The sequence below is a fragment of the Nocardioides sp. CFH 31398 genome, assembly GCF_022436705.1.
GTDB lineage: Bacteria > Actinomycetota > Actinomycetes > Propionibacteriales > Nocardioidaceae > Nocardioides.
Genome location: NZ_JAKUHT010000020.1, coordinates 115,499 through 132,730 on the forward strand (window position 1 = coordinate 115,499; position 17,232 = coordinate 132,730).

Genomic DNA, 17,232 nt, shown 5'->3' on the forward strand with positions numbered 1-17,232 from the left:
TGGAGGTGCAGTGTCGGAGGATCTGGCGGCCGCCGAGGTCGCCGCTGAGCAAGCGTTCGTCGACCGGGTGCACACCCGGTTGGAGGAGTCCGCCCGAGCCGCGCGCGAGCTCGCGCGGGAGGGCCACGACCGTGGCCGGCTGGGCCACGAGGGTGGCCTGGTGGAGCGGGACGCGATGGTGCACCACGCGGCGCGCCGCATCGCGGAGCTGGACGCCGCCCACGAGGGCCTGGTGTTCGGTCGGCTCGACCTGAGGGCGGACACGCCCGCGGGCGAGGGCGGCCCGCGGTACGTCGGCCGGATCGGCCTGCGCGACGAGCACCGCGACTCGCTGCTCGTCGACTGGCGCGCCCCCGCGGCCGCCGTGTTCTACCAGGCCACGGCCGCCGAGCCGGCCGGCGTCGTCCGCCGCCGGGTGCTGCGCAGCTCCGGTCGCACCGTGGAGGGCGTCGAGGACGAGCTCCTCGACCCGACCGCCCCGGGCGCCGAGGAGCTGCCGGTCATGGGCGAGGGCGCCCTGATGGCGCAGCTGTCCCGCGCCCGCGACCGCTCCATGCACTCGATCGTCGCGACGATCCAGGCCGAGCAGGACCGCGCGATCCGCGCGCCCGTCAAGGGCGTCGTGTCGATCTCGGGCGGCCCCGGCACCGGCAAGACGGTCGTGGCGCTGCACCGCGCGGCGTACCTGCTCTACTCCGACCGGCGCCGCTACGAGACCGGCGGCGTGCTCGTCGTCGGCCCCTCGGGCGTGTTCATGCGCTACATCGAGCGGGTGCTGCCGAGCCTCGGCGAGACCGCCGTGGCGCTGCGCTCGCTCGGCGAGGTCGTGGACGGCGTCCGCGCCGAGCGCCACGACGAGCCGACCGTCGCGGAGGTCAAGGGGTCCGCGCGGATGGCCGACGTCCTCGTGCGGCTGTCGCGGCGCCAGGCGCCCGGCAGCCCCGGGGAGTTCTCGGTCTACTACTACGACAACCGCCTGCGGCTCGACCGCGGCACGTTGGGCCGGGTCCGCCGCCAGCTCATGGGGCAGGGCCGCCGCAACCGCCAGCTCTCCCGCGTGGCGGGGGCACTCATCGAGGCGCTGTGGCGCCAGGTCCGCAGCGACCGGGGCCGCGAGCGCGGACGCCCGCAGTTCGTCGACGACATGCTGTCGAACGACGCCTTCGTCGACTTCGCCGCGGCCTGGTGGCCGCCGTTGTCGGCGCACGACGTCCTCGGCTGGCTGCGCGACCCCGACCTCCTCGCCTCGGTCGCGAACGGGACGTTGTCCGACGAGGAGCAGCGCCTGCTGGAGAAGTCGTGGTCGTCGCCCGGCACGTCCGGGACGGGCATGAGCATCGAGGACGTCCCGCTGCTCGACGAGCTGCGCTACGCCCTCGGCGACGTGCCCGCACCCGCGGACGAGGCCGACGACCTGCTCACCGCCGCGGAGGGCGGCATCGACCTGGCCGAGCTGACGACGGCGTCGGACCGCGAGTACGCCCCGTCGGGCCGGGCCTGGTCACCCCCGACCGGCTCGATCGAGGACGACGCGTTCGCGCACGTGCTCGTCGACGAGGCGCAGGACCTCTCCCCGATGCAGTGGCGCATGGTCGGACGCCGCGGCCGCACCGCGACCTGGACCGTCGTCGGCGACCCCGCCCAGTCGTCGTGGCCCGTCCCGGCCGAGGCGGACGCCGCGCGCGCCGCCGCGCTGGAGAAGAAGGTCGTCCACTCCTTCCACCTCTCGACGAACTACCGGAACTCCGCCGAGATCTACGCCCACGCCGCGGCGTACGCCGAGCGGGTGGGTCTGGACGCCGACCTGCCGACCGCCGTCCGCTCGACCGGGGTCGACCCCGTGGTGCTGACGGGCGTCGACGACCTGCAGGCGACCACCCGGAGCGTCGTCGCCGACCTCGCCGCGCGCGTCGACGGCACCGTCGGGATCGTCGTCCCCTCCGCCCGGCACTCCGACGTCAACCGCTGGCTGGCCGGCTGGACCGAGCTCGCCGACGACGCCCCCGGCGCCCGGCAGGCCGCCGAGACGGGACGCACGTCGTCGGAGGACCGGGTGGCCGTGCTCACCGGCCTCGAGACGAAGGGCCTGGAGTTCGACGCCATCGCCGTCGTCGCCCCCGACGAGATCGAGGCGGAGTCGGCGACTGGCCGCGCGACGCTGTACGTCGTCCTCACCCGCGCCACGCAGCTGCTGACGACGATCTCGGGCTGAGCCTCAGGGTCGCCGCCCGCGCAGCGACGCGGGCGTCGCGGCCTCCGGCACCTCGACCTCGTCGAACCACCCGGCCCGGACCGGGCCGCGCGGGACGTCAGCGTCCGGGAAGAACGGCTTGAGGTCCAGCAGCGGCGTGCCGTCGAGCACGTCGACCCCGCGGAACCGGACCCGCGTGCCCTCGACGGCCACGACCTCGACGAGGCTGAGCCCGATCGGGCTGGGTCGCCGCGGGCCGCGCATGGCGAAGACGCCCATCGCCTCGCCGTCCGGGCGCAGGAACGGGCGCTGGCGCAGCGCCTCGGGCGTCGGCGGGCACGGATCGGCCTCGTGCAGCCAGGTCAGCAGCCAGGCGTGGGTGAACCCCTCCAGGCCCTCCAGCCCCGCGGCGTACGCCGGGTCGAGCTCGACGCTGCCCTCCTCGCCCAGGTTGGCGTGGGCCTGGACGGGGGTGTCGGCCTTCGCCGTCCGGGCGGTCCGCAGCACCCCGATGACGGTCGGGCCGAACGACGCGGGCTGGGTCACGCGCCCACGTTAGGCGCCCCCGTAGAAGGGGTGGGTGACCTCGTCGCGGCGGCGGACGAGGTCGAGGGCCGCCGCGGGGGAGCGGCCCTCGACGCACTCGGCGAGGGCGCGGGACGCCGCGGTGCGCGCGTTGTCGCGCACGGCGGTCTCGTCGCTCGCGGCCGGGTCGATCCAGAGGGAGACCAGGACGAGGGTCTCCTGGTCGGCGGCGAACCCGCCGGCGGCGACCGTGTCGAGGACCGCCCGGCTGATGCCGACCTGGGCCGCGCCGGCGACCAGGGTGGCGCCGAGGTCGCCCGCCGGCTCGGTCTTGGTGAGGATGACCGTCGGCGGGTTGAGGGTCTCGTACGACGCCTGGTCGGGCCCGAGCGAGGCCAGGATCGGCGTGAAGCCGGGGCTGGGCGAGGTGAACGCCGTGGTGATCGTCGCGGCGGTCGCGCTGCCGCGCCGGGCGAGGAGCACGTTGACGTGCACGCCGTCCGGCGCCGAGCCGCCCCACCCCTGGGCGAGCCGGCCGTCGAGGTCGGCCTGCGGGACCAGGCTCATGCGCCGACGAGCACGGGCTGCGGGACGGCGAGGTCGGCCGGCGCCTCGACGGGCAGCGGGCCCGCGAGCTCGGGGTCGAGGACCAGGACGCCCTTGCCGAGGGTCCCGGCGCGGAGCTCGTCGAAGGCGGTGTCGACCTCGTCGAGGCGGAACGCCTTGGTGATCATCCGGTCCAGTGGCAGCAGCCCGCCCATGTACAGGTCGAGCACCGCGGGGATGTCGAGGCCGGGGCGGGAGGAGCCGTAGAGGCTGCCGACGACGGTCTTCTCCGAGCGGACGAGGTTCGCGCCGGGCAGGACCGGGTCGACCCCGGGCGCGGGGACGCCCACGCAGACGACCGTGCCGCCCGCGACGACGGCGTCGAAGGCCTGGGCGACCACGCCCTGGCTGCCGGTGGCGTCGATGCCGTAGTCGGCGCCGTCCCCGCCGGTCAGGGCCCGGACCTGCTCGGCCACCACCGGGGACGGCGCGAGCACGTGGGTGGCGCCGAACCCGAGCGCGGCGGTGCGCTTGGACTCGAGAGGGTCGACCACGATCACCTGGGCGGCGCCCCCCACGCGGGCGGCGACGACGGCGGCGAGCCCGACGCCGCCCCCGCCGAACACCACGACGGAGCTGCCGGGCGTGACGCGCGCCTGGTTGACGACGGCGCCGTACCCGGTGAGGACGGCGCAGCCGACGATGCTCGCCACCGCGAGCGGCACGTCCGCCGGGATCGGGACCGCGCTGGCCGCCGGCACGACGGTGTGCGTGGCGAAGGTCGACAGGAACGAGTAGTGGTGCACGGGGCGTCCGGCGGCGTCGTGGAGGCGCACGCTGCCGTCGAGCATCGTCCCGGCGAGCAGCGCGGGGGCGGCGGCCGTGCACAGGACGGGGCGGCCGCGCTGGCAGTGGCGGCACGCGCCGCAGCTCGGCATCCACGACAGCGCGACGTGGTCGCCGACGCGGACGTGGGTCACCCCGGCGCCGACGGACTCGACGACGCCGGCCCCCTCGTGGCCCAGCACGCTCGGGGTCGGCGACGGGATGCGGCCCGACCGGGTGTGGGCGTCGGAGGCGCACACCCCGGACGTCGCGAGGCGGACCCGGACCTCCCCGGGGCCGGGGTCGTCGAGGGTGAGCGTGGTGATCTCGAAGGGCTGTCCCACGCCGGACAGCAGAGCGGCGGTGATCTGCACGGCATCAGCCTGAAGCCTGACCTGGCTCAGCGAAAGCGAGTTGTCGTGACGCTGTGGTTCAGCGCGGCTGATCTAGGCTTGCGATCGTGCCGATGGACCCGAACCGCCTGCTCGTCCTGCGTGCCGTGGCCCGGACCGGTGGCGTGAAGACGGCCGCCCGCGCGCTGCACCTGACGCCGTCCGGGGTGTCGCAGCACCTGTCGAAGCTGGAGGCCGAGGCCGGCGTCCCGCTCGTGGACCGCAGTCGACGCGGGGGAGGTCGGTCCCTCGTGCTGACCCCGGCCGGGCGACGGCTCGCCGACCGGGCCGAGCAGCTCGCGGCTGCCCTGGCGAGCGCGGAGCGCGAGGTCGACCTGCACAAGGAGCAGCGAGGCGGCACGGTCCGCATCGGCGGCTTCGCCAGCGTGCTGAACCAGGTCGTGGCCAACGCGGTGGTGTCGCTGTCGTTCACCGACCCCGAGATCGACCCCCGGATCTTCGAGGTGGGCGAGGAGGAGGGCCTGGCGCACCTCGCCGAGGCCGGGCTCGACCTGCTCCTCAGCGAGCGTCCCGGCCCCGACGACCCGCCGCGACCGCGGACCCTCGTGGAGACCGACCTGGTGCGGGACCCCTTCCGCATCGTCGTCCCCGCGTCGTGGCCGACCGACGTCGCGGCGGAGGACATCCTGCGCGGGCCCTGGGTGCTCTCGTCGGGGCGCAGCGCGTCACGGGAGGCGCTCGAGCGGGTGGCCACCGACCACACTGTCTCGTTGGACGTGCGCCACGGCGCGGTTCAGGCCGGCACGATGCTGGCGCTCGTGGCCGCGGGCCTGGGTGCGGGGATCATCCCGCAGCTCACGCTGACCCACCTCGAGCGCGGCCAGGTACGGGTGCACCCCGGCCCGCTCGACCCCGGGAGCCGCACCATCACGGTGCTCCATCACCGCGACCGGTCGACGGCCGCCACCGAGCGGGTGCTCGACGAGCTGCGGCGTCAGGCCGCGGCCGAGGAGCAGGTCATCCACGCCGGGACGCCGACGGAGTAGCGGCCCCGACCGGGACGTCGTCCGGCTCCCACCGGAGCAGGTCGCCGGGCTGGCAGTCGAGCACCTCGCAGATGGCCTCGAGGGTGGCGAAGCGAACCGCCCTGGCCCGCCCGTTCTTCAGGACGGCGAGGTTCGCGGGGGTGATCCCGACCCGCTCCGCGAGCGTCCCGACCGCCATCTTGCGGCGGGCGAGCATGACGTCGATGTCGACGACGATGGGCACTAGATGACCCCGTCCAGCTCGGCCTGGAGCGCCCGCGTCTCGGCGTCGCGGGCCACGGCCTGCGCGAGCAGCAGCCGCTGCGCCAGGACGACCAGCGCGACCCCCGCCAGGACGACCGAGGCGCCCAGCGCCAGCCCGACGACACCGGGGGCGACGGCGTCCCCGGGCTGCGTGCGGTTGCTGACGACCGCCACGACCGGCAGGACCGTCACGAGCACCGCCAGGACGGCGATCGCCCCGACCACCCGGTCGACGTGCCGCAGGGCCGCGGCGGTGAAGACCGTGCCGCGGCGGACCATCGTCAGCAGCCGCCACACGCACACGCCCACGACCTGCAGGCACACGACGGCGAGGAAGAGGGTCGGCAGGACGACCAGTCCCTGCCAGGCGAGCGGGCCGTCGACGAGGAGGAGGGTCAGCCCGAGGACCGTCCCGCCCTGGGCCACCACCGAGCCCGCGAGGCACACCCCGACCACGACCCTGAGGGCCAGCGTCACGCGTCCGAGCATCCTCGTCCTCCGTCTCTCGATCGGTATCTATCGAAAGACGATAGGTAGCAACCTGGCGTGGGTCAAGGGCGGGACGGGCCTAGGCTCGTCGCCATGAGCCAGCACGCCACCGCCCGGGACGCGATCGACGCCGTCCAGGGGCACGAGGCGTGGGCGATCATCCGACGCTCCACCCGCGCGGGCGACAAGGACACCGTCGGCGTCCTCGGCGGGCGCCGCAGCGAGGTGGCCTCGATCCTCGACATCCCGCTTGAGAACGGCGTCCCGACCGACGGGCACATCGCCGACCGGCTCGTCGCCGTCCCGTTCCGCCAGATCGCCGAGCGGGGCTTCGAGGTCAACGACGACGGCACCCCGCTGGTCGTCGTGGACGTCGAGGTCGAGCAGGAGTTCAGCGTCGAGGACGTCGTCGCCGCGATCGACCCCGTCGAGCTCGCCTTCGACTCCGTCGGCGGCTTCGACGTCGACGACGCGGCGTACGCCGAGACCGTGCGGCGGATCATCGACGACGAGATCGGCCAGGGCGAGGGCGCGAACCTCGTGATCGGCCGGCACTACCGCGCCCGCGTCGCCGACTGGGACGCCGCCCGCGCGCTGTCGGTGTTCCGCACGCTGCTCGAGCGGGAGCGCGGCGCGTACTGGACCTTCGTGTTCTTCACCGGCGACCGCTACCTCATCGGCGCGAGCCCGGAGCGCCACGTGTCGGTGCACGGCGGCGACGTCCGGATGAACCCGATCAGCGGCACCTTCCGCCTGCCGACCGACGCCGGGCCCGACCTGAAGCGGCAGCTCCTCGACTTCCTCGCGGACCCCAAGGAGGTCTACGAGCTCTTCATGGTGGTCGACGAGGAGCTCAAGATGATGTGCGACCTCTGCTCGTCCGGGGGCCAGGTCCTCGGGCCGTTCCTCAAGCCGATGAGCCGCCTGGTGCACACCGAGTACCTCCTCGCCGGCCGCACCGAGCGCGACCCGCGCGAGGTCCTGCGCGACACCATGTACGCCGCCACCGTCACCGGCAGCCCCGTCGAGAACGCCTGCCGCCTCATCGCGACCCACGAGACCGAGGGGCGCGGCTACTACGGCGCCGCTCTCGCGATCCTCGGGCGCGACGAGCAGGGGGGCGCGGTGCTCGACAGCCCGATCGTCATCCGCACCGCGGACGTCGCCCCCGACGGCACCCTGAAGGTCACCGCCGGCGCGACGCTGGTGCGCGACTCCGACCCGGCGTACGAGGTGGCCGAGACGCACGCGAAGGCGTCGGGCATCCTCTCGGCCTTCGGTCTCGTGCCCTCCGCGCCGCCCAGCGCGGTGGACGTCGCCGAGCTCGTCGCCGACGAGGACGTGCTCGTCGCGCTGAACTCGCGCAACCAGCGGCTGTCCCGCTTCTGGCTGACCGACCACGCCGCGGACGCCGACGTCCTCACCCCGCCGCTCGCAGGGCTCTCCGCGGTGGTGCTCGACGGCGAGGACGACTTCGTGAAGATGCTCCGGCACGTGCTGGCGGTGCTCGGGATGACGACGTCCGTGGTGCGCCACGAGGACTACGCGCCTGGCGCCCTCGACGGGGCGGACCTCGTGGTGGTCGGCCCCGGGCCCGGCGACCCCCGCGACGACGCCGACCCGAAGATGCAGCACCTGCGGGCGGCGGTCGACGAGCTGCTCGCCGCGCAGCGGCCGTTCCTCGCCGTGTGCCTCGGTCACCAGGCGCTCTGCCACGCGCTCGGGCTCGACCTGGAGTACAAGGACATCGTCTTCCAGGGCACCCAGTCGCCGGTCGCGCTGGACCGCCGGGTGGAGCGCGTCGGCTTCTACAACACGTTCGTGGCCCGCGTCGGCGACGAGCGGCCGGCGCCCCCGGACGGCGTCCGCGTGGACGCCGACCCCGCGACCGGCGACGTGCACCGCGTGCGGGGGCCGCACTACGCGGGCATCCAGTTCCACGCGGAGTCGATCCTCACCGAGAACGGCTACCAGCTGCTCGCGGACCTCGTCGGGGACCTGCTGGACCGGTGACGCCCGGGGGTCCGGTGGTCGAGGAGCTCGTGGGGCTCCTCCGCGCGCTCGACCCGGGCGGCATCGAGTCGGTGGCGCTCGTCGGCTCCGGGGCAGCCGGCGGTCTGCGCCCCGACAGCGACCTCGACCTGCTCGTCCTCACCCGCCGATCGCCCGACGACGCGGAGCGGCGGGCGGTCGTGGACCGGCTCCTCGAGGTCTCCGGACGACGCGCCACCCGGACGCCGGGCCGGCCCGTCGAGCTCCTGTCGGTGTGCCTGGACGACGTGGTGCCGTGGCGCTGTCCGGCCCTCGCCGACCTCCTGTACGGCGAGTGGCTGCGCGACGACCACACGGCGGGGGACCTGCCACGGCCGTCGTACGACGCGAACCTGCCGGTCGTCGTCGCGAGCGCCCGTGAGCACACCGTCCCGCTGCTCGGCCCGCACCCGGCGACGCTGCTGCCGCAGGTGCCTGCGAACGACGTCCGCCGCTCACTGCGTGAGACTCTCGACCCCCTCCTCGCGGACCTCGCGGGTGACGAGCGGAACGTGCTGCTGACGCTGGCGCGGACGGTCGTGACGCTCGGGTCGGGACGCGTCGTCGCGAAGGACGAGGCCGGGCGGCTGGTCGCGCCATCCCTCCCCGATGCCGCCCGGGAGGACCTCGATACCGCGGCGGCGGCCTACCTTGGCGAGGTGGTGGACGTCGGGGACGACCCGGCGCGGACCGCGACGACGGCCGCCCTGCTGGCGGGGCGGGTCCGATGAGTGTGGCGCGGGTGCCGGGTCTGCCCCGGGGAGCCAGGAACAGTCGACGACGACAGGAGACCGACCCGTGAGCAGCACCGAGATCCTCGGCATCGCCCGCATCGCGTTCGCCGACGGCGGCGCGGAGGAGTTCAAGCGACTCTCCGAGCGGTGCATGGAGATCGTCCGCACGCAGGACACCGGGACGTTGCAGTACGACATCTACCTCGACGACGACGAGACCCGCGCCGTCGTGGTCGAGCGCTACCGCGACTCCGCGGCCCTCGTCGAGCACCTCGCGAACATCGGGGACGAGCTGATGGCCGCGGTCATGGCGTGCGGCGAGATGGAGGGCGAGACGCTCGGCGTCCCCGGCCCCGAGCTGCGGGCGATGATGGGCGAGAACGCCGTCGGACTGCTGCTGCCGCACGCCTCGCTCTGAGCTCGCGCCGACCCGGTCATCGCCCGGGCGGCTCGACCAGCGCCGCACCCCGTCGTACGGCGGCCAGCGCGGCCGGGTCGCCCGTCCACGACCACACGTCCAGCGCGGTGTCGGTCAGCTTCACGAGGTGCTCGTCGCCGTGTCGGACGGCGACGTCCATCAGCTCCTCCGGGCCGGCGTCCGGGGCGGGTGTCTCGGCCGGTTCGGTCGGCAGGTAGGCCGCCCGCACCGCGGCCGTCGCCGCCCAGGCGGTGGCCGCCGACTCGGCCCACAGCCCCGGGGGGAGCGACGGCAGGGTGCGGAGCACCGCGTTCGGCGCGGTCGCCGCGTGCACCAGCATCACCGGTGACCCGTGCGCCCGCTCCGCGTAGTCCTGGACGGCGGAGGCGACCAGCGACCGCAGGAAATCCGCGGCCCGCTCCGTGGTGGGCGCCGCGACCGATCCCTGCGCCTCGGCCCATCCCGGCAGGCCCTCGAGCCTCGCGAGGCGGAGGGTGATGCCGCCGGCCTGGTGCTCGGGAGGCAGACCGGGGACACCGCGCAGCCCGTTCGCGGGCCCCAGCCTGCCGGTCAGTGGGACGCGCGGCACCGGCTGCCAGCGGGCGGCCCAGTAGCCGAGCGCCCGGGCGAGCTCGGCGACGTGCTCACCGGATGCGCCCTGCTCCTCGATCACCCGGACGACGTGCCCGACCCGGATGACCCCGTGGGTCGCGCCGGCCGCGATGCCGGGGAGCAGCCGTGGCCACCAGTCCGCGAGCACCGTCCGCCAGTCGGCCTCCCTCAGCCGCTCCGTGAAGAAGACCGGCCAGTCACCGAGCCGACGCGGGTCGCCGAGGGCCTCCCGCCACTCCTCGACCTGGATGCGGTCACGCGGCGACGGCGCCGGCTCGAGGCGCGCCTGGTAGCGGTCGATCCACCGATCGACCGCTGCGTCGTGCCCGTGCCGGACCATCGCCTCCACGGCCATCGGCCCGTGGTTGCTCAGCCACCCGTCGAACTCCGGCCCGGTCCGCCCGAACCGCCCGTACGCCTCCCGCAGCACGCCGTTGTCGCTCATGCCGACCATCCGACGTCCTCGAGCGCACTCGAGGTCAACCCCTCAGCACCTGCGGTGGAAGGTGGCGGTGTCGTCGGGGTGCCAGCGGGTGTCGTACTTCGGGTCGTGGGTGCGGTGGTGGTGGTGGGGGCAGAGGAGGGCGCCGTCGTCGAGGCTGGTGTGGCCGCCTTCGGCCCAGTGGGTCTTGTGGTGGGTTTCGCACCAGGGGGCGGGGACGTCGCAGCCGCGGGCTTGGCAGGTGGGGTGTTGCAGCTCGAGGGCGAGGCGTTGGGGGCCGGTGTGTAGGCGGCGGGTGCGGCCGAGGTGGAGGGTCTCGCCGTCGCCGGAGACGACCCAGCCGCGGACGCCGTGCTGGCAGCCGAGGCGGATGGCTTCGCCGACGGAGACGGGGGCACCGCCGGTGGTGGTGCCGTAGCCGGTGTAGCCGTGGTCGGTGGCTTCTTGGCGGAGGGTCTCCTCGTCGATGGTGACGACCACGGTGACGGGTGATCCGCCGTGGACCGGGAGCCGGTCGGTGGGCAGGTTCTCGATCAGCGTGCAGAACGCTTGGCCCAGTCTTTGGGAGTCGGTCAGCCGCTGACCGTCGCTCACGGGGTCACCGTCCAGTGGACCGTCATCCTCGAAGGGGATGCCTCCGTCGAGGTGGGTGCGTCCTGGGTTGGTGATCGCGCGTAGGGCGTTGTCGAGGATGGAGGCGTGCAGCTCGGGGATCTGCCCGCGGAACCGCCGGGTGCCGCGCCCGGTGCGGGACATCGAGAACGTCGTCTCGCGGCGAGCCTGGCGTTCCTCGTCCGCGAGGCGCTTGGCCTCGAGACGCTCGGCGACCTCAGGGGCGACGGCCTCGAGCAGCCGCGCGCCGAGGGTGCGGATCTGGGGCGGGGTGAACTCACTGCAGTGACCGAGCATCACGGTCTCCGCCTGGACGAGGAGGTCCGGGTCGAGGGCGTCGTCGCCGGTCCGCGGTAGCCGTTCGAGGGCCTCCACGGCGGCGCGGGCGTGCTCGGTGGTGATCTCCCCCGCCGCGAGTGCTGCGGCGAGGCGGGGCCAGCGGTCCAACGCCTTCCCCAGCGTCGTGGCGGCGTGCAACCGGTTCGCGCGGACGTGCTGCTCGCCGGCGAGCCAGTCCGCGGCGGACCGTGCGGCGGTGCCTTCGGCGACCGAGTCGGCCCCGGAGCAGGCGGTCAGGACCCGCATCAGCAACGCATCCAGGCTGGCCTGCGCCCGCCCCAGCGTCCTCAGCAGCTGGCCCTGGTCCTCGGCCGCCAGCCAGGACGGGTCGGAGCCGGCGTCGATCGCCCCGTGCGCCGCGGCCAGGGCGGTGGTCAACGACGAGGCAGCGGCCAGCAGCGGGTGCGCACCGACGCCCCACCGACCCGCCTGCTGCTCGTCATCCCTGACCATGATTCGAACATACGCTCGACCGCCGACAGTGGCGGGCCGTCGTCCACAGGCAGTCACCGCGGGTGGTTGAGGTGTGACGAGCCCTGGCGAGGAGCCTCGAAACCCGGTGAGGGTCTCGACAGGCTCGACCACCGGTGGTGCGGACCGATCGGGCGGTGGTGCGGGCCGTCCCTGCGCGCACCGGGTCTCGAGGCTCGGCCGCGGGCGGCCTCACACCTCGACCACCGCGGTGGTTGAGGTGCGACGAGCCCTGGCGAGGAGCCTCGAAACCCGGTGAGGGTCTCGACAAGCTCGACCACCGCGGTGGTTGAGGTGTGACGAGCCCTGGCGAGGGGCCTCGGAACCCGTGAGGGTCCCGACGAGCTCCACCACCGGGGGCGGCTCACCCTCCGAACGCCGCCGCGTGCTCGCGCGCCCACTGCGCGAACGTGCGGCCCGGGCGGCCGGTCACGTCCGGCACGGTGGTCGCCACCGTGTAGCCGACCTCCGGCGGGTCGCCGTAGATCCACTGCCGGAAGCCGATGGCCTCGTCGTCCAGCCCCTCGGCGCGCCAGCGCTCGATCGCCTCGTCCTCGCTCAGCGCGACGAGATCGACCCGGCGACCGACCGCCTCACCGATCGCGTCGAGCTTGTCGCGCAGCGTCAGCACCTCCGGTCCCGTGATGACGAGCGGCCCGCCGTGGCCGTCCTCGAGCAGCGCCACGGCGGCGACGTCCCCGATGTCGGCCTCGTGGACCATCGCGCTGAGCCGGTCGACGTACGGCTCGTCGACCCGTCCGTGCTCGCGGACGGCGTCCGCCCAGTCCAGGGCGTTCGCCATGAACTCGACCGGCATCAGCACCGTCGCCTCGAACGGCGCGTCCGCGACGGCCTCCTCGACCGGGCCGGGGTAGCCGTTCTGCAGCACCGTCACGCGGCGTACGCCGGCGTCGGTCAGGGCCGCCACCACGCCCGTGCCGTCCGCGACCGCCTCGCCGCCGCCCGCGCCGCGCGGGGCGTCGAAGGTGATGAGGTGGGCGGCCTCCACGCCGTCGAGCGCCGCCCGCAGGGAGGCGAGGTCGGTCAGGTCGCCGCGCACCACCTCGACGCCCGCGGGCATCCCGGCGGACTCCGGGGTCCGGCTCATGGCCCGGACGGCGGCACCCCGCTCCCGCAGGGCCCGCACGACCTCCGTCCCGACCGTCCCCGTCGCTCCTGTCACCAGCACCGTCATGCCTGCCTCCTGCGTCGTCCCGATCTGACAGGAACCAGCCTCGCCGGGCTTGCGGTCAGGTACCGGCCGCAATCAGGACGGATCTCACCCCAGTCGGCGCACGGCGATCCGCGCCAGCTCGGTGTGGATCTCCTCGCTGGCGGCGACGTCCGGCTCGGACAGCCGCACGAAGGCGCTCAGCACGAACGGCGTCCCGCCGCCGGCCGGGAAGACGACGCCGGCGTCGTTGAAGGTCTCGGTGCCCGAGCCCGTCTTGTCCGCGAGGGCCCAGCCGTCCGGCAGCCCCCGCCGGAACCGGCGGTCGGAGGTCGTGTTGCGGAGCATCCAGTCCCGGAGGATCTCGCGGTCGGCGGGGGAGAGGGCGTCGCCGACCAGCAGGGCGGCGTACCCCTGCGCCACCTGCCGCGGCGTCGTCGTGTCGCGCGGGTCGCCGGGGATGGCGGAGTTCAGCTCGGTCTCCCAGCGGTCGAGGCGGGTGGCGCGGTCCCCGATCGAGCGGGCGAAGCGGGTGATGGACGACGGCCCGCCGAGCTCGCGCAGCAGCAGGTTGGCGGCGGTGTTGTCGCTGATGCGGACGGCGGCGTCGCACAGCTCGCGGACCGTCATGCCGACCTCGACGTTCGGCTCGGTGACGGGGGAGTAGGTGACGAGGTCTTCGCGGGTGTAGCGGACGAGGCGGTCGAGGGTCTCGCCGTCGCGGTCGAGGTCGCGCAGCACCGCGGCGGCGGCGTACGACTTGAACACGGAGTGGATCGGCGCCCTCTCCTCGGCGCGGTGCGCGAGCACACGGGCGCCGCGGCAGACGCGGGCGGCGTAGAAGCCGATCGTGGCGTCGTACGCCCGCTCGAGGTCGCGGACCTCGCGGACGCCCGGCGTCCTCGACGGGGCGCGGGTCGGCGCGGGGGTGGCGGTGGCGGCCCCGCCGAGCAGGGGGAGGGTGGTGGCGGCGGCGAGTCCGCCCAGGACGGCACGACGGGTGGTCATGGCCGAGACCCTGCTCGGCGCCGCGCGTCCATGTCGAAGACGGAACGGCGCCTGCTCATGCGTCAGCGGTATAACCGCAGCGTGGACCTGCTGCTGCACCTGCGTGCCTTCTGCGAGGTCGTCGACCAGCGCAGCTTCACGCGGGCGGCGGCCGAGCTCGGCGTGCCGCAGCCGGTCGTGAGCCGTCGGGTGGCCGCGCTGGAGAAGCACCTCGGCGGGCGTCTGCTCGTGCGCGACCCGCGCGGGGTCACGCCCACCGACCGCGGTCGCGCCGTCCTGCCGCACGCGCGCGACCTGGGGGTCCGCGCGGAGCACCTCGTGACGCTGGGCCGCGCGGTCGGCACCGGGCTCACCCTGGCCGTCCCGGCGGGCGCGTCGGCCCGGGCCCTCGTCCCGGTGCGGGACGCCGCCCGTGACGCCGGCCTGGAGGTGGACCTGGTGGTCGCGGACCCGGACGAGCGGGCCGCCGCTGCGGGCCGGGCGGCCGGGGGTCTCGCCCTCGTGCCGTGCGCGCCCGACGAGGCGGACCTCGTCGGGCCCCTCGGCGCCGCGACCCGCGCCGAGGCGTCGGGGCGGCTGCACCTCGACACCCTGCGCGCCGGCCGCGGCCGCACCGGTCGCGCCCGACGGGTGCACCTCGGCCCCGAGGACGACCGGCCCTGGGTCCGCGACGTCGTACGACGGGCCGTGGCGCGGTCCGGTCTCTCCCCGGCGCAGCTCGTCGTCGGGTCCCCGACGCTCACCGCGGTGACCGACGTCCTCGCCCACGACGACCTCTGGGTCGCGACGCCCCTCGAGGCCGCGGCCCACGACCTCGCGTGGCGCCCGGTGGCCGACCTCGAGGTCCGCCGCGCCTACCGGCTCGCCGTCGGCCGCGGAGGAGCCGCGGCGGCCGGTCCCGCTGTGCGCCGGCGGCTGCTGGACGCCCTCGGGCCGGCGCTGGGCCTCGACGTCGCGGAGCCGCGGTGAACGCCCCGGCGCTCGTCGGCGGCGACGGCACCGCCCTCGGCGTGGCCCAGGAGATCGTCGAGCTCTGGGACGACGCCGGCCTGTCCGGCGCCTTCCTCGCCCGCCACCTCGGCACCGGCGCGGAGGTCGGGGTCGACGTCGACCGCCAGCTCCCGCTCGCGTCGCTGGTGAAGCTCCCGCTCGCGCTCGCCGTCCTCGACGCCGCGGCGCGCGGCGAGCTCGGCCCCCGCGGGGAGGCGGAGCCGGTCGAGGTGGACCCCGCCACGGCGACCCGCGGCCGGACCGGCCTGGGGTCCTTCCGCCACCCCGCCACCGTCGCGCTCGGCGACCTGGTGGACAGCAGCCTGACGGTCAGCGACAACGCCGCCGCGGACCTGCTGCTCGACCGGGTGCCGCCGTCCCGGGTCACCGCGGCGCTCGCCGGGTGGGGGCTGACCGACCCGGCGGGCGGCGGGATCGTCGTCCGCCACCGCCTGCGCGACCTCCACGACGCCGCCGCGGCCGCCGCGCCGGACGAGGAGACGGCCCTCGCGCTCGCCGTCCGCGCCGCCACCGAGGGAGGCGGCCACGCGATCGCGATGCTCGACGTCGCCGCCGCCAACGTCGGCTCCGCCCGCGCCGTCGCCGACCTCCTCGCCGCCGTCCGGGCCGACGCGGTCGCGACCCCCGACGCCTGCGCGCGGGTGCGCGACGCGATGGCCCGTCAGCTCACCAGCCACCGCATCGCCCCCGAGCTCGCGACCGACGCCGTGCGGGTCGCGTCCAAGACGGGCACGTTCCTCAACCTCCGCCACGACGCCGCGGTCGTCGAGGCCGGCGACCAGGTCGTGGTCGTCGTCGCGCTCACCGAGTCACGCGTGCCCGTCAGCGTCGACCCCGGCGCCGACCTCGCGATCGGCCGGGCTGCGCGCCGGGCGTTCGAGGCGCTGCGGGTGTGAGGGTCACGCGGCGGGTCCCGGCTCCGCGAACGACACCCGCGAGGAGGTGCGCCAGCCCTCCGGCACCTCGAACGACGCGACGATCTGCCGCGCCTCGCGGGTCAGGTCCGGGTCGCGTGTGGTCGCCGAGGCGGTGCCGCTGTCGAGGGCGACGACGGTGCTCAGGGTGGTGGTCCCGGGGTCCTGACCACCCGCGGCGCACTGCGCCCGGTAGGTGCTGGCCGCCGGGTCGCCCTGCGACCGGGACAGGATGCGCAGGACCTCGGCCAGCGTGCGCAGGCAGCCGTCGTCGAGGTCCTCGGTGACCTGCGCCAGCGGGTCCTCGCCGACGGTGGGGTCGTCCGCGACCGCGATCTCGACCGGGCACCCGTCCGTGCCGGCCGGTCCGACGCACGTGCTCCGCTCGCCGGGCCGGGCGAGGACCTCCCAGCCGTCGGGGAGCGTGTAGCCGAGCCCGGCCGTGCTCGTGCCCGCCGTCTCCTCGTCCACCGCGCGGTCGACCGCGAGGGTGCTCCCGTCGTCGACGGACCCGCCGCTCCACGGCACGACGGCGGCGCTGACCGCGAGGACCGCGACGGCGGCGGTGCCGGACGCCCACTGCCGTCGGCGCCGGCGGTCGGAGCGGCGGCGTACCGCCTCGGCGGACTGCAGCCCGTCCGGGCCGAGCGCTGTGCGCCGCGCGCGGAATAGCACATCCGGGCCGGTCCCGGGTGCGTTGTCGTGGCCGTTGTCGTGGCCGTTGTCGTGGTCGGTCATGGTCGGGCCCCTCCCGGGTCGAGTGACTGCGCGAGCGCGGCGCGCCCGCGGGAGAGGTGCGACTTCACGGTGCCCTCCGGCATCCCGAGGACGTCGGCGACCCGGCGTACGGGCAGGTCCTCGAGGTAGTGCAGCAGCAGGACGTCGGCCTGCGCCCGCGGCAGCCGCGACAGGGCGTCGCGCAGCTCGACGACCTCGCCCGGCAGGTCGATGGACGACGGCGCACGGCCCCCGCTCCACGCCTCGGTCTCCCGGCGGCCGCGGTGCCAGTCCTTCACCGCGAGCCGCCAGGCGACCGTGGTCACCCACCCGACCGGGTCGTCGTGCTCCAGGCGCCGCCACCGCCGCCAGGCGCGGACGAACGCCTCCTGCACGCAGTCCTCGGCGCGGGTCCGATCGCCCGTGCGGGCCAGGATGGTGCGCACGAGCGACGGCGCGCGGGCGGCGTAGAACTCGTCGAAGCCCGCCGCGTCCCGCATCACGCCCCCCTCCGCCCGCTGTCGGTGTCGACCT

The 17,232-nt window shown here is 75.4% G+C and carries 18 protein-coding genes; 7 read left to right on the top strand and 11 right to left on the bottom strand.

Annotated elements, in window-relative coordinates; genetic code table 11:
* Window positions 1–10: 10 nt before the first annotated feature.
* The gene (locus MJ876_RS15715) at window positions 11–2,212 is read left to right on the top strand and encodes a UvrD-helicase domain-containing protein (RefSeq protein ID WP_240237703.1); all 2,202 of its coding nucleotides are present in this window, start codon (window positions 11–13) and stop codon (window positions 2,210–2,212) included.
* Window positions 2,213–2,215: 3 nt separating this feature from the next.
* Here MJ876_RS15715 and tsaA read toward each other — a convergent pair whose 3' ends face one another.
* From tsaA to MJ876_RS15730, 3 genes are read right to left on the bottom strand one after another with little or no spacing between them, the layout of a single operon-like run.
* Window positions 2,216–2,737: a tRNA (N6-threonylcarbamoyladenosine(37)-N6)-methyltransferase TrmO gene (tsaA, locus tag MJ876_RS15720; protein ID WP_240237705.1), complete on the bottom strand. Its 522-nt coding sequence runs from the start codon at window positions 2,735–2,737 to the stop codon at window positions 2,216–2,218.
* A gap of 9 nt (window positions 2,738–2,746) precedes the next feature.
* Window positions 2,747–3,283: a formaldehyde-activating enzyme gene (locus tag MJ876_RS15725; protein WP_240237707.1), complete on the bottom strand. Its 537-nt coding sequence runs from the start codon at window positions 3,281–3,283 to the stop codon at window positions 2,747–2,749.
* Window positions 3,280–4,461: a zinc-binding dehydrogenase gene (locus MJ876_RS15730; protein WP_240237708.1), complete on the bottom strand. Its 1,182-nt coding sequence runs from the start codon at window positions 4,459–4,461 to the stop codon at window positions 3,280–3,282. Before MJ876_RS15730 ends, MJ876_RS15725 begins: the two co-directional genes overlap by 4 nt.
* Before the next feature lie 92 nt (window positions 4,462–4,553).
* On the opposite strand from MJ876_RS15730, the gene MJ876_RS15735 reads away from it, so the two are divergent.
* Window positions 4,554–5,486, top strand: coding sequence for a LysR family transcriptional regulator (locus MJ876_RS15735; protein ID WP_240237762.1), 933 nt, complete (start codon window positions 4,554–4,556; stop codon window positions 5,484–5,486).
* On the opposite strand, the gene MJ876_RS15740 is transcribed toward MJ876_RS15735, so the two are convergent.
* Window positions 5,458–5,709: a helix-turn-helix transcriptional regulator gene (locus MJ876_RS15740; RefSeq protein WP_240237709.1), complete on the bottom strand. Its 252-nt coding sequence runs from the start codon at window positions 5,707–5,709 to the stop codon at window positions 5,458–5,460. The genes MJ876_RS15735 and MJ876_RS15740 overlap by 29 nt on opposite strands.
* Window positions 5,709–6,206, bottom strand: coding sequence for a DUF2975 domain-containing protein (locus tag MJ876_RS15745; RefSeq protein ID WP_240237710.1), 498 nt, complete (start codon window positions 6,204–6,206; stop codon window positions 5,709–5,711). The genes MJ876_RS15740 and MJ876_RS15745 overlap by 1 nt, the downstream gene beginning before the upstream one ends.
* A gap of 105 nt (window positions 6,207–6,311) precedes the next feature.
* On the opposite strand from MJ876_RS15745, the gene MJ876_RS15750 reads away from it, so the two are divergent.
* The 3 genes from MJ876_RS15750 (at window position 6,312) to MJ876_RS15760 (ending at window position 9,401) form a co-directional block, all read left to right on the top strand.
* Window positions 6,312–8,231 (top strand): anthranilate synthase family protein, encoded by a 1,920-nt coding sequence (locus tag MJ876_RS15750; RefSeq protein ID WP_240237711.1) that lies wholly within the window; start codon window positions 6,312–6,314, stop codon window positions 8,229–8,231.
* A complete protein-coding gene (locus MJ876_RS22315; protein WP_240237712.1) occupies window positions 8,228–8,980 on the top strand; it encodes an aminoglycoside adenylyltransferase domain-containing protein in 753 nt (250 codons plus the stop codon). The genes MJ876_RS15750 and MJ876_RS22315 overlap by 4 nt, the downstream gene beginning before the upstream one ends.
* A 67-nt stretch (window positions 8,981–9,047) precedes the next feature.
* Window positions 9,048–9,401 (top strand): putative quinol monooxygenase, encoded by a 354-nt coding sequence (locus MJ876_RS15760; RefSeq protein ID WP_240237713.1) that lies wholly within the window; start codon window positions 9,048–9,050, stop codon window positions 9,399–9,401.
* 16 nt (window positions 9,402–9,417) lie between these two features.
* Here MJ876_RS15760 and MJ876_RS15765 read toward each other — a convergent pair whose 3' ends face one another.
* From MJ876_RS15765 to bla, 4 genes are all read right to left on the bottom strand, one after another.
* Window positions 9,418–10,458, bottom strand: coding sequence for a questin oxidase family protein (locus tag MJ876_RS15765; RefSeq protein ID WP_240237715.1), 1,041 nt, complete (start codon window positions 10,456–10,458; stop codon window positions 9,418–9,420).
* Between the two features lie 42 nt (window positions 10,459–10,500).
* The gene (locus tag MJ876_RS15770) at window positions 10,501–11,859 is read right to left on the bottom strand and encodes an HNH endonuclease signature motif containing protein (RefSeq protein ID WP_240237717.1); all 1,359 of its coding nucleotides are present in this window, start codon (window positions 11,857–11,859) and stop codon (window positions 10,501–10,503) included.
* Between the two features lie 382 nt (window positions 11,860–12,241).
* Entirely contained in the window at window positions 12,242–13,072 is an 831-nt protein-coding gene (locus MJ876_RS15775; RefSeq protein WP_240237719.1) for an SDR family oxidoreductase, read from the bottom strand.
* 84 nt (window positions 13,073–13,156) lie between these two features.
* The gene (gene bla / locus MJ876_RS15780; RefSeq protein ID WP_240237721.1) at window positions 13,157–14,056 is read right to left on the bottom strand and encodes a class A beta-lactamase; all 900 of its coding nucleotides are present in this window, start codon (window positions 14,054–14,056) and stop codon (window positions 13,157–13,159) included.
* 30 nt (window positions 14,057–14,086) lie between these two features.
* Between bla and MJ876_RS15785 the strand changes: the two genes are divergently transcribed.
* Together MJ876_RS15785 and MJ876_RS15790 are read left to right on the top strand one after the other, a co-directional pair.
* Window positions 14,087–15,025: a LysR family transcriptional regulator gene (locus tag MJ876_RS15785; protein ID WP_240237723.1), complete on the top strand. Its 939-nt coding sequence runs from the start codon at window positions 14,087–14,089 to the stop codon at window positions 15,023–15,025.
* On the top strand, window positions 15,022–15,963 hold the full coding sequence (locus MJ876_RS15790) for a serine hydrolase (RefSeq protein WP_240237725.1): 942 nt from the start codon (window positions 15,022–15,024) through the stop codon (window positions 15,961–15,963). The genes MJ876_RS15785 and MJ876_RS15790 overlap by 4 nt, the downstream gene beginning before the upstream one ends.
* Before the next feature lie 3 nt (window positions 15,964–15,966).
* Here MJ876_RS15790 and MJ876_RS15795 read toward each other — a convergent pair whose 3' ends face one another.
* The gene (locus tag MJ876_RS15795; protein WP_240237727.1) at window positions 15,967–16,719 is read right to left on the bottom strand and encodes a hypothetical protein; all 753 of its coding nucleotides are present in this window, start codon (window positions 16,717–16,719) and stop codon (window positions 15,967–15,969) included.
* A complete protein-coding gene (locus MJ876_RS15800; RefSeq protein ID WP_240237729.1) occupies window positions 16,716–17,198 on the bottom strand; it encodes an RNA polymerase sigma factor in 483 nt (160 codons plus the stop codon). The genes MJ876_RS15795 and MJ876_RS15800 overlap by 4 nt, the downstream gene beginning before the upstream one ends.
* Window positions 17,199–17,232 lie beyond the last annotated feature (34 nt).

What these genes read in the sequence shown, in the direction of transcription:
- MJ876_RS15775 (WP_240237719.1), bottom strand. Translation starts at nt 13,072, where the DNA reads ATGACGGTGCTGGTGACAGGAGCGACGGGGACGGTCGGGACGGAGGTC.
- MJ876_RS15725 (WP_240237707.1), bottom strand. Translation starts at nt 3,283, where the DNA reads ATGAGCCTGGTCCCGCAGGCCGACCTCGACGGCCGGCTCGCCCAGGGG.
- MJ876_RS15795 (WP_240237727.1), bottom strand. Translation starts at nt 16,719, where the DNA reads ATGACCGACCACGACAACGGCCACGACAACGGCCACGACAACGCACCC.
- MJ876_RS15800 (WP_240237729.1), bottom strand. Translation starts at nt 17,198, where the DNA reads ATGCGGGACGCGGCGGGCTTCGACGAGTTCTACGCCGCCCGCGCGCCG.
- MJ876_RS15785 (WP_240237723.1), top strand. Translation starts at nt 14,087, where the DNA reads ATGTCGAAGACGGAACGGCGCCTGCTCATGCGTCAGCGGTATAACCGC.
- MJ876_RS15750 (WP_240237711.1), top strand. Translation starts at nt 6,312, where the DNA reads ATGAGCCAGCACGCCACCGCCCGGGACGCGATCGACGCCGTCCAGGGG.
- bla (WP_240237721.1), bottom strand. Translation starts at nt 14,056, where the DNA reads ATGACCACCCGTCGTGCCGTCCTGGGCGGACTCGCCGCCGCCACCACC.
- MJ876_RS15770 (WP_240237717.1), bottom strand. Translation starts at nt 11,859, where the DNA reads ATGGTCAGGGATGACGAGCAGCAGGCGGGTCGGTGGGGCGTCGGTGCG.
- MJ876_RS15765 (WP_240237715.1), bottom strand. Translation starts at nt 10,458, where the DNA reads ATGAGCGACAACGGCGTGCTGCGGGAGGCGTACGGGCGGTTCGGGCGG.
- MJ876_RS15735 (WP_240237762.1), top strand. Translation starts at nt 4,554, where the DNA reads ATGGACCCGAACCGCCTGCTCGTCCTGCGTGCCGTGGCCCGGACCGGT.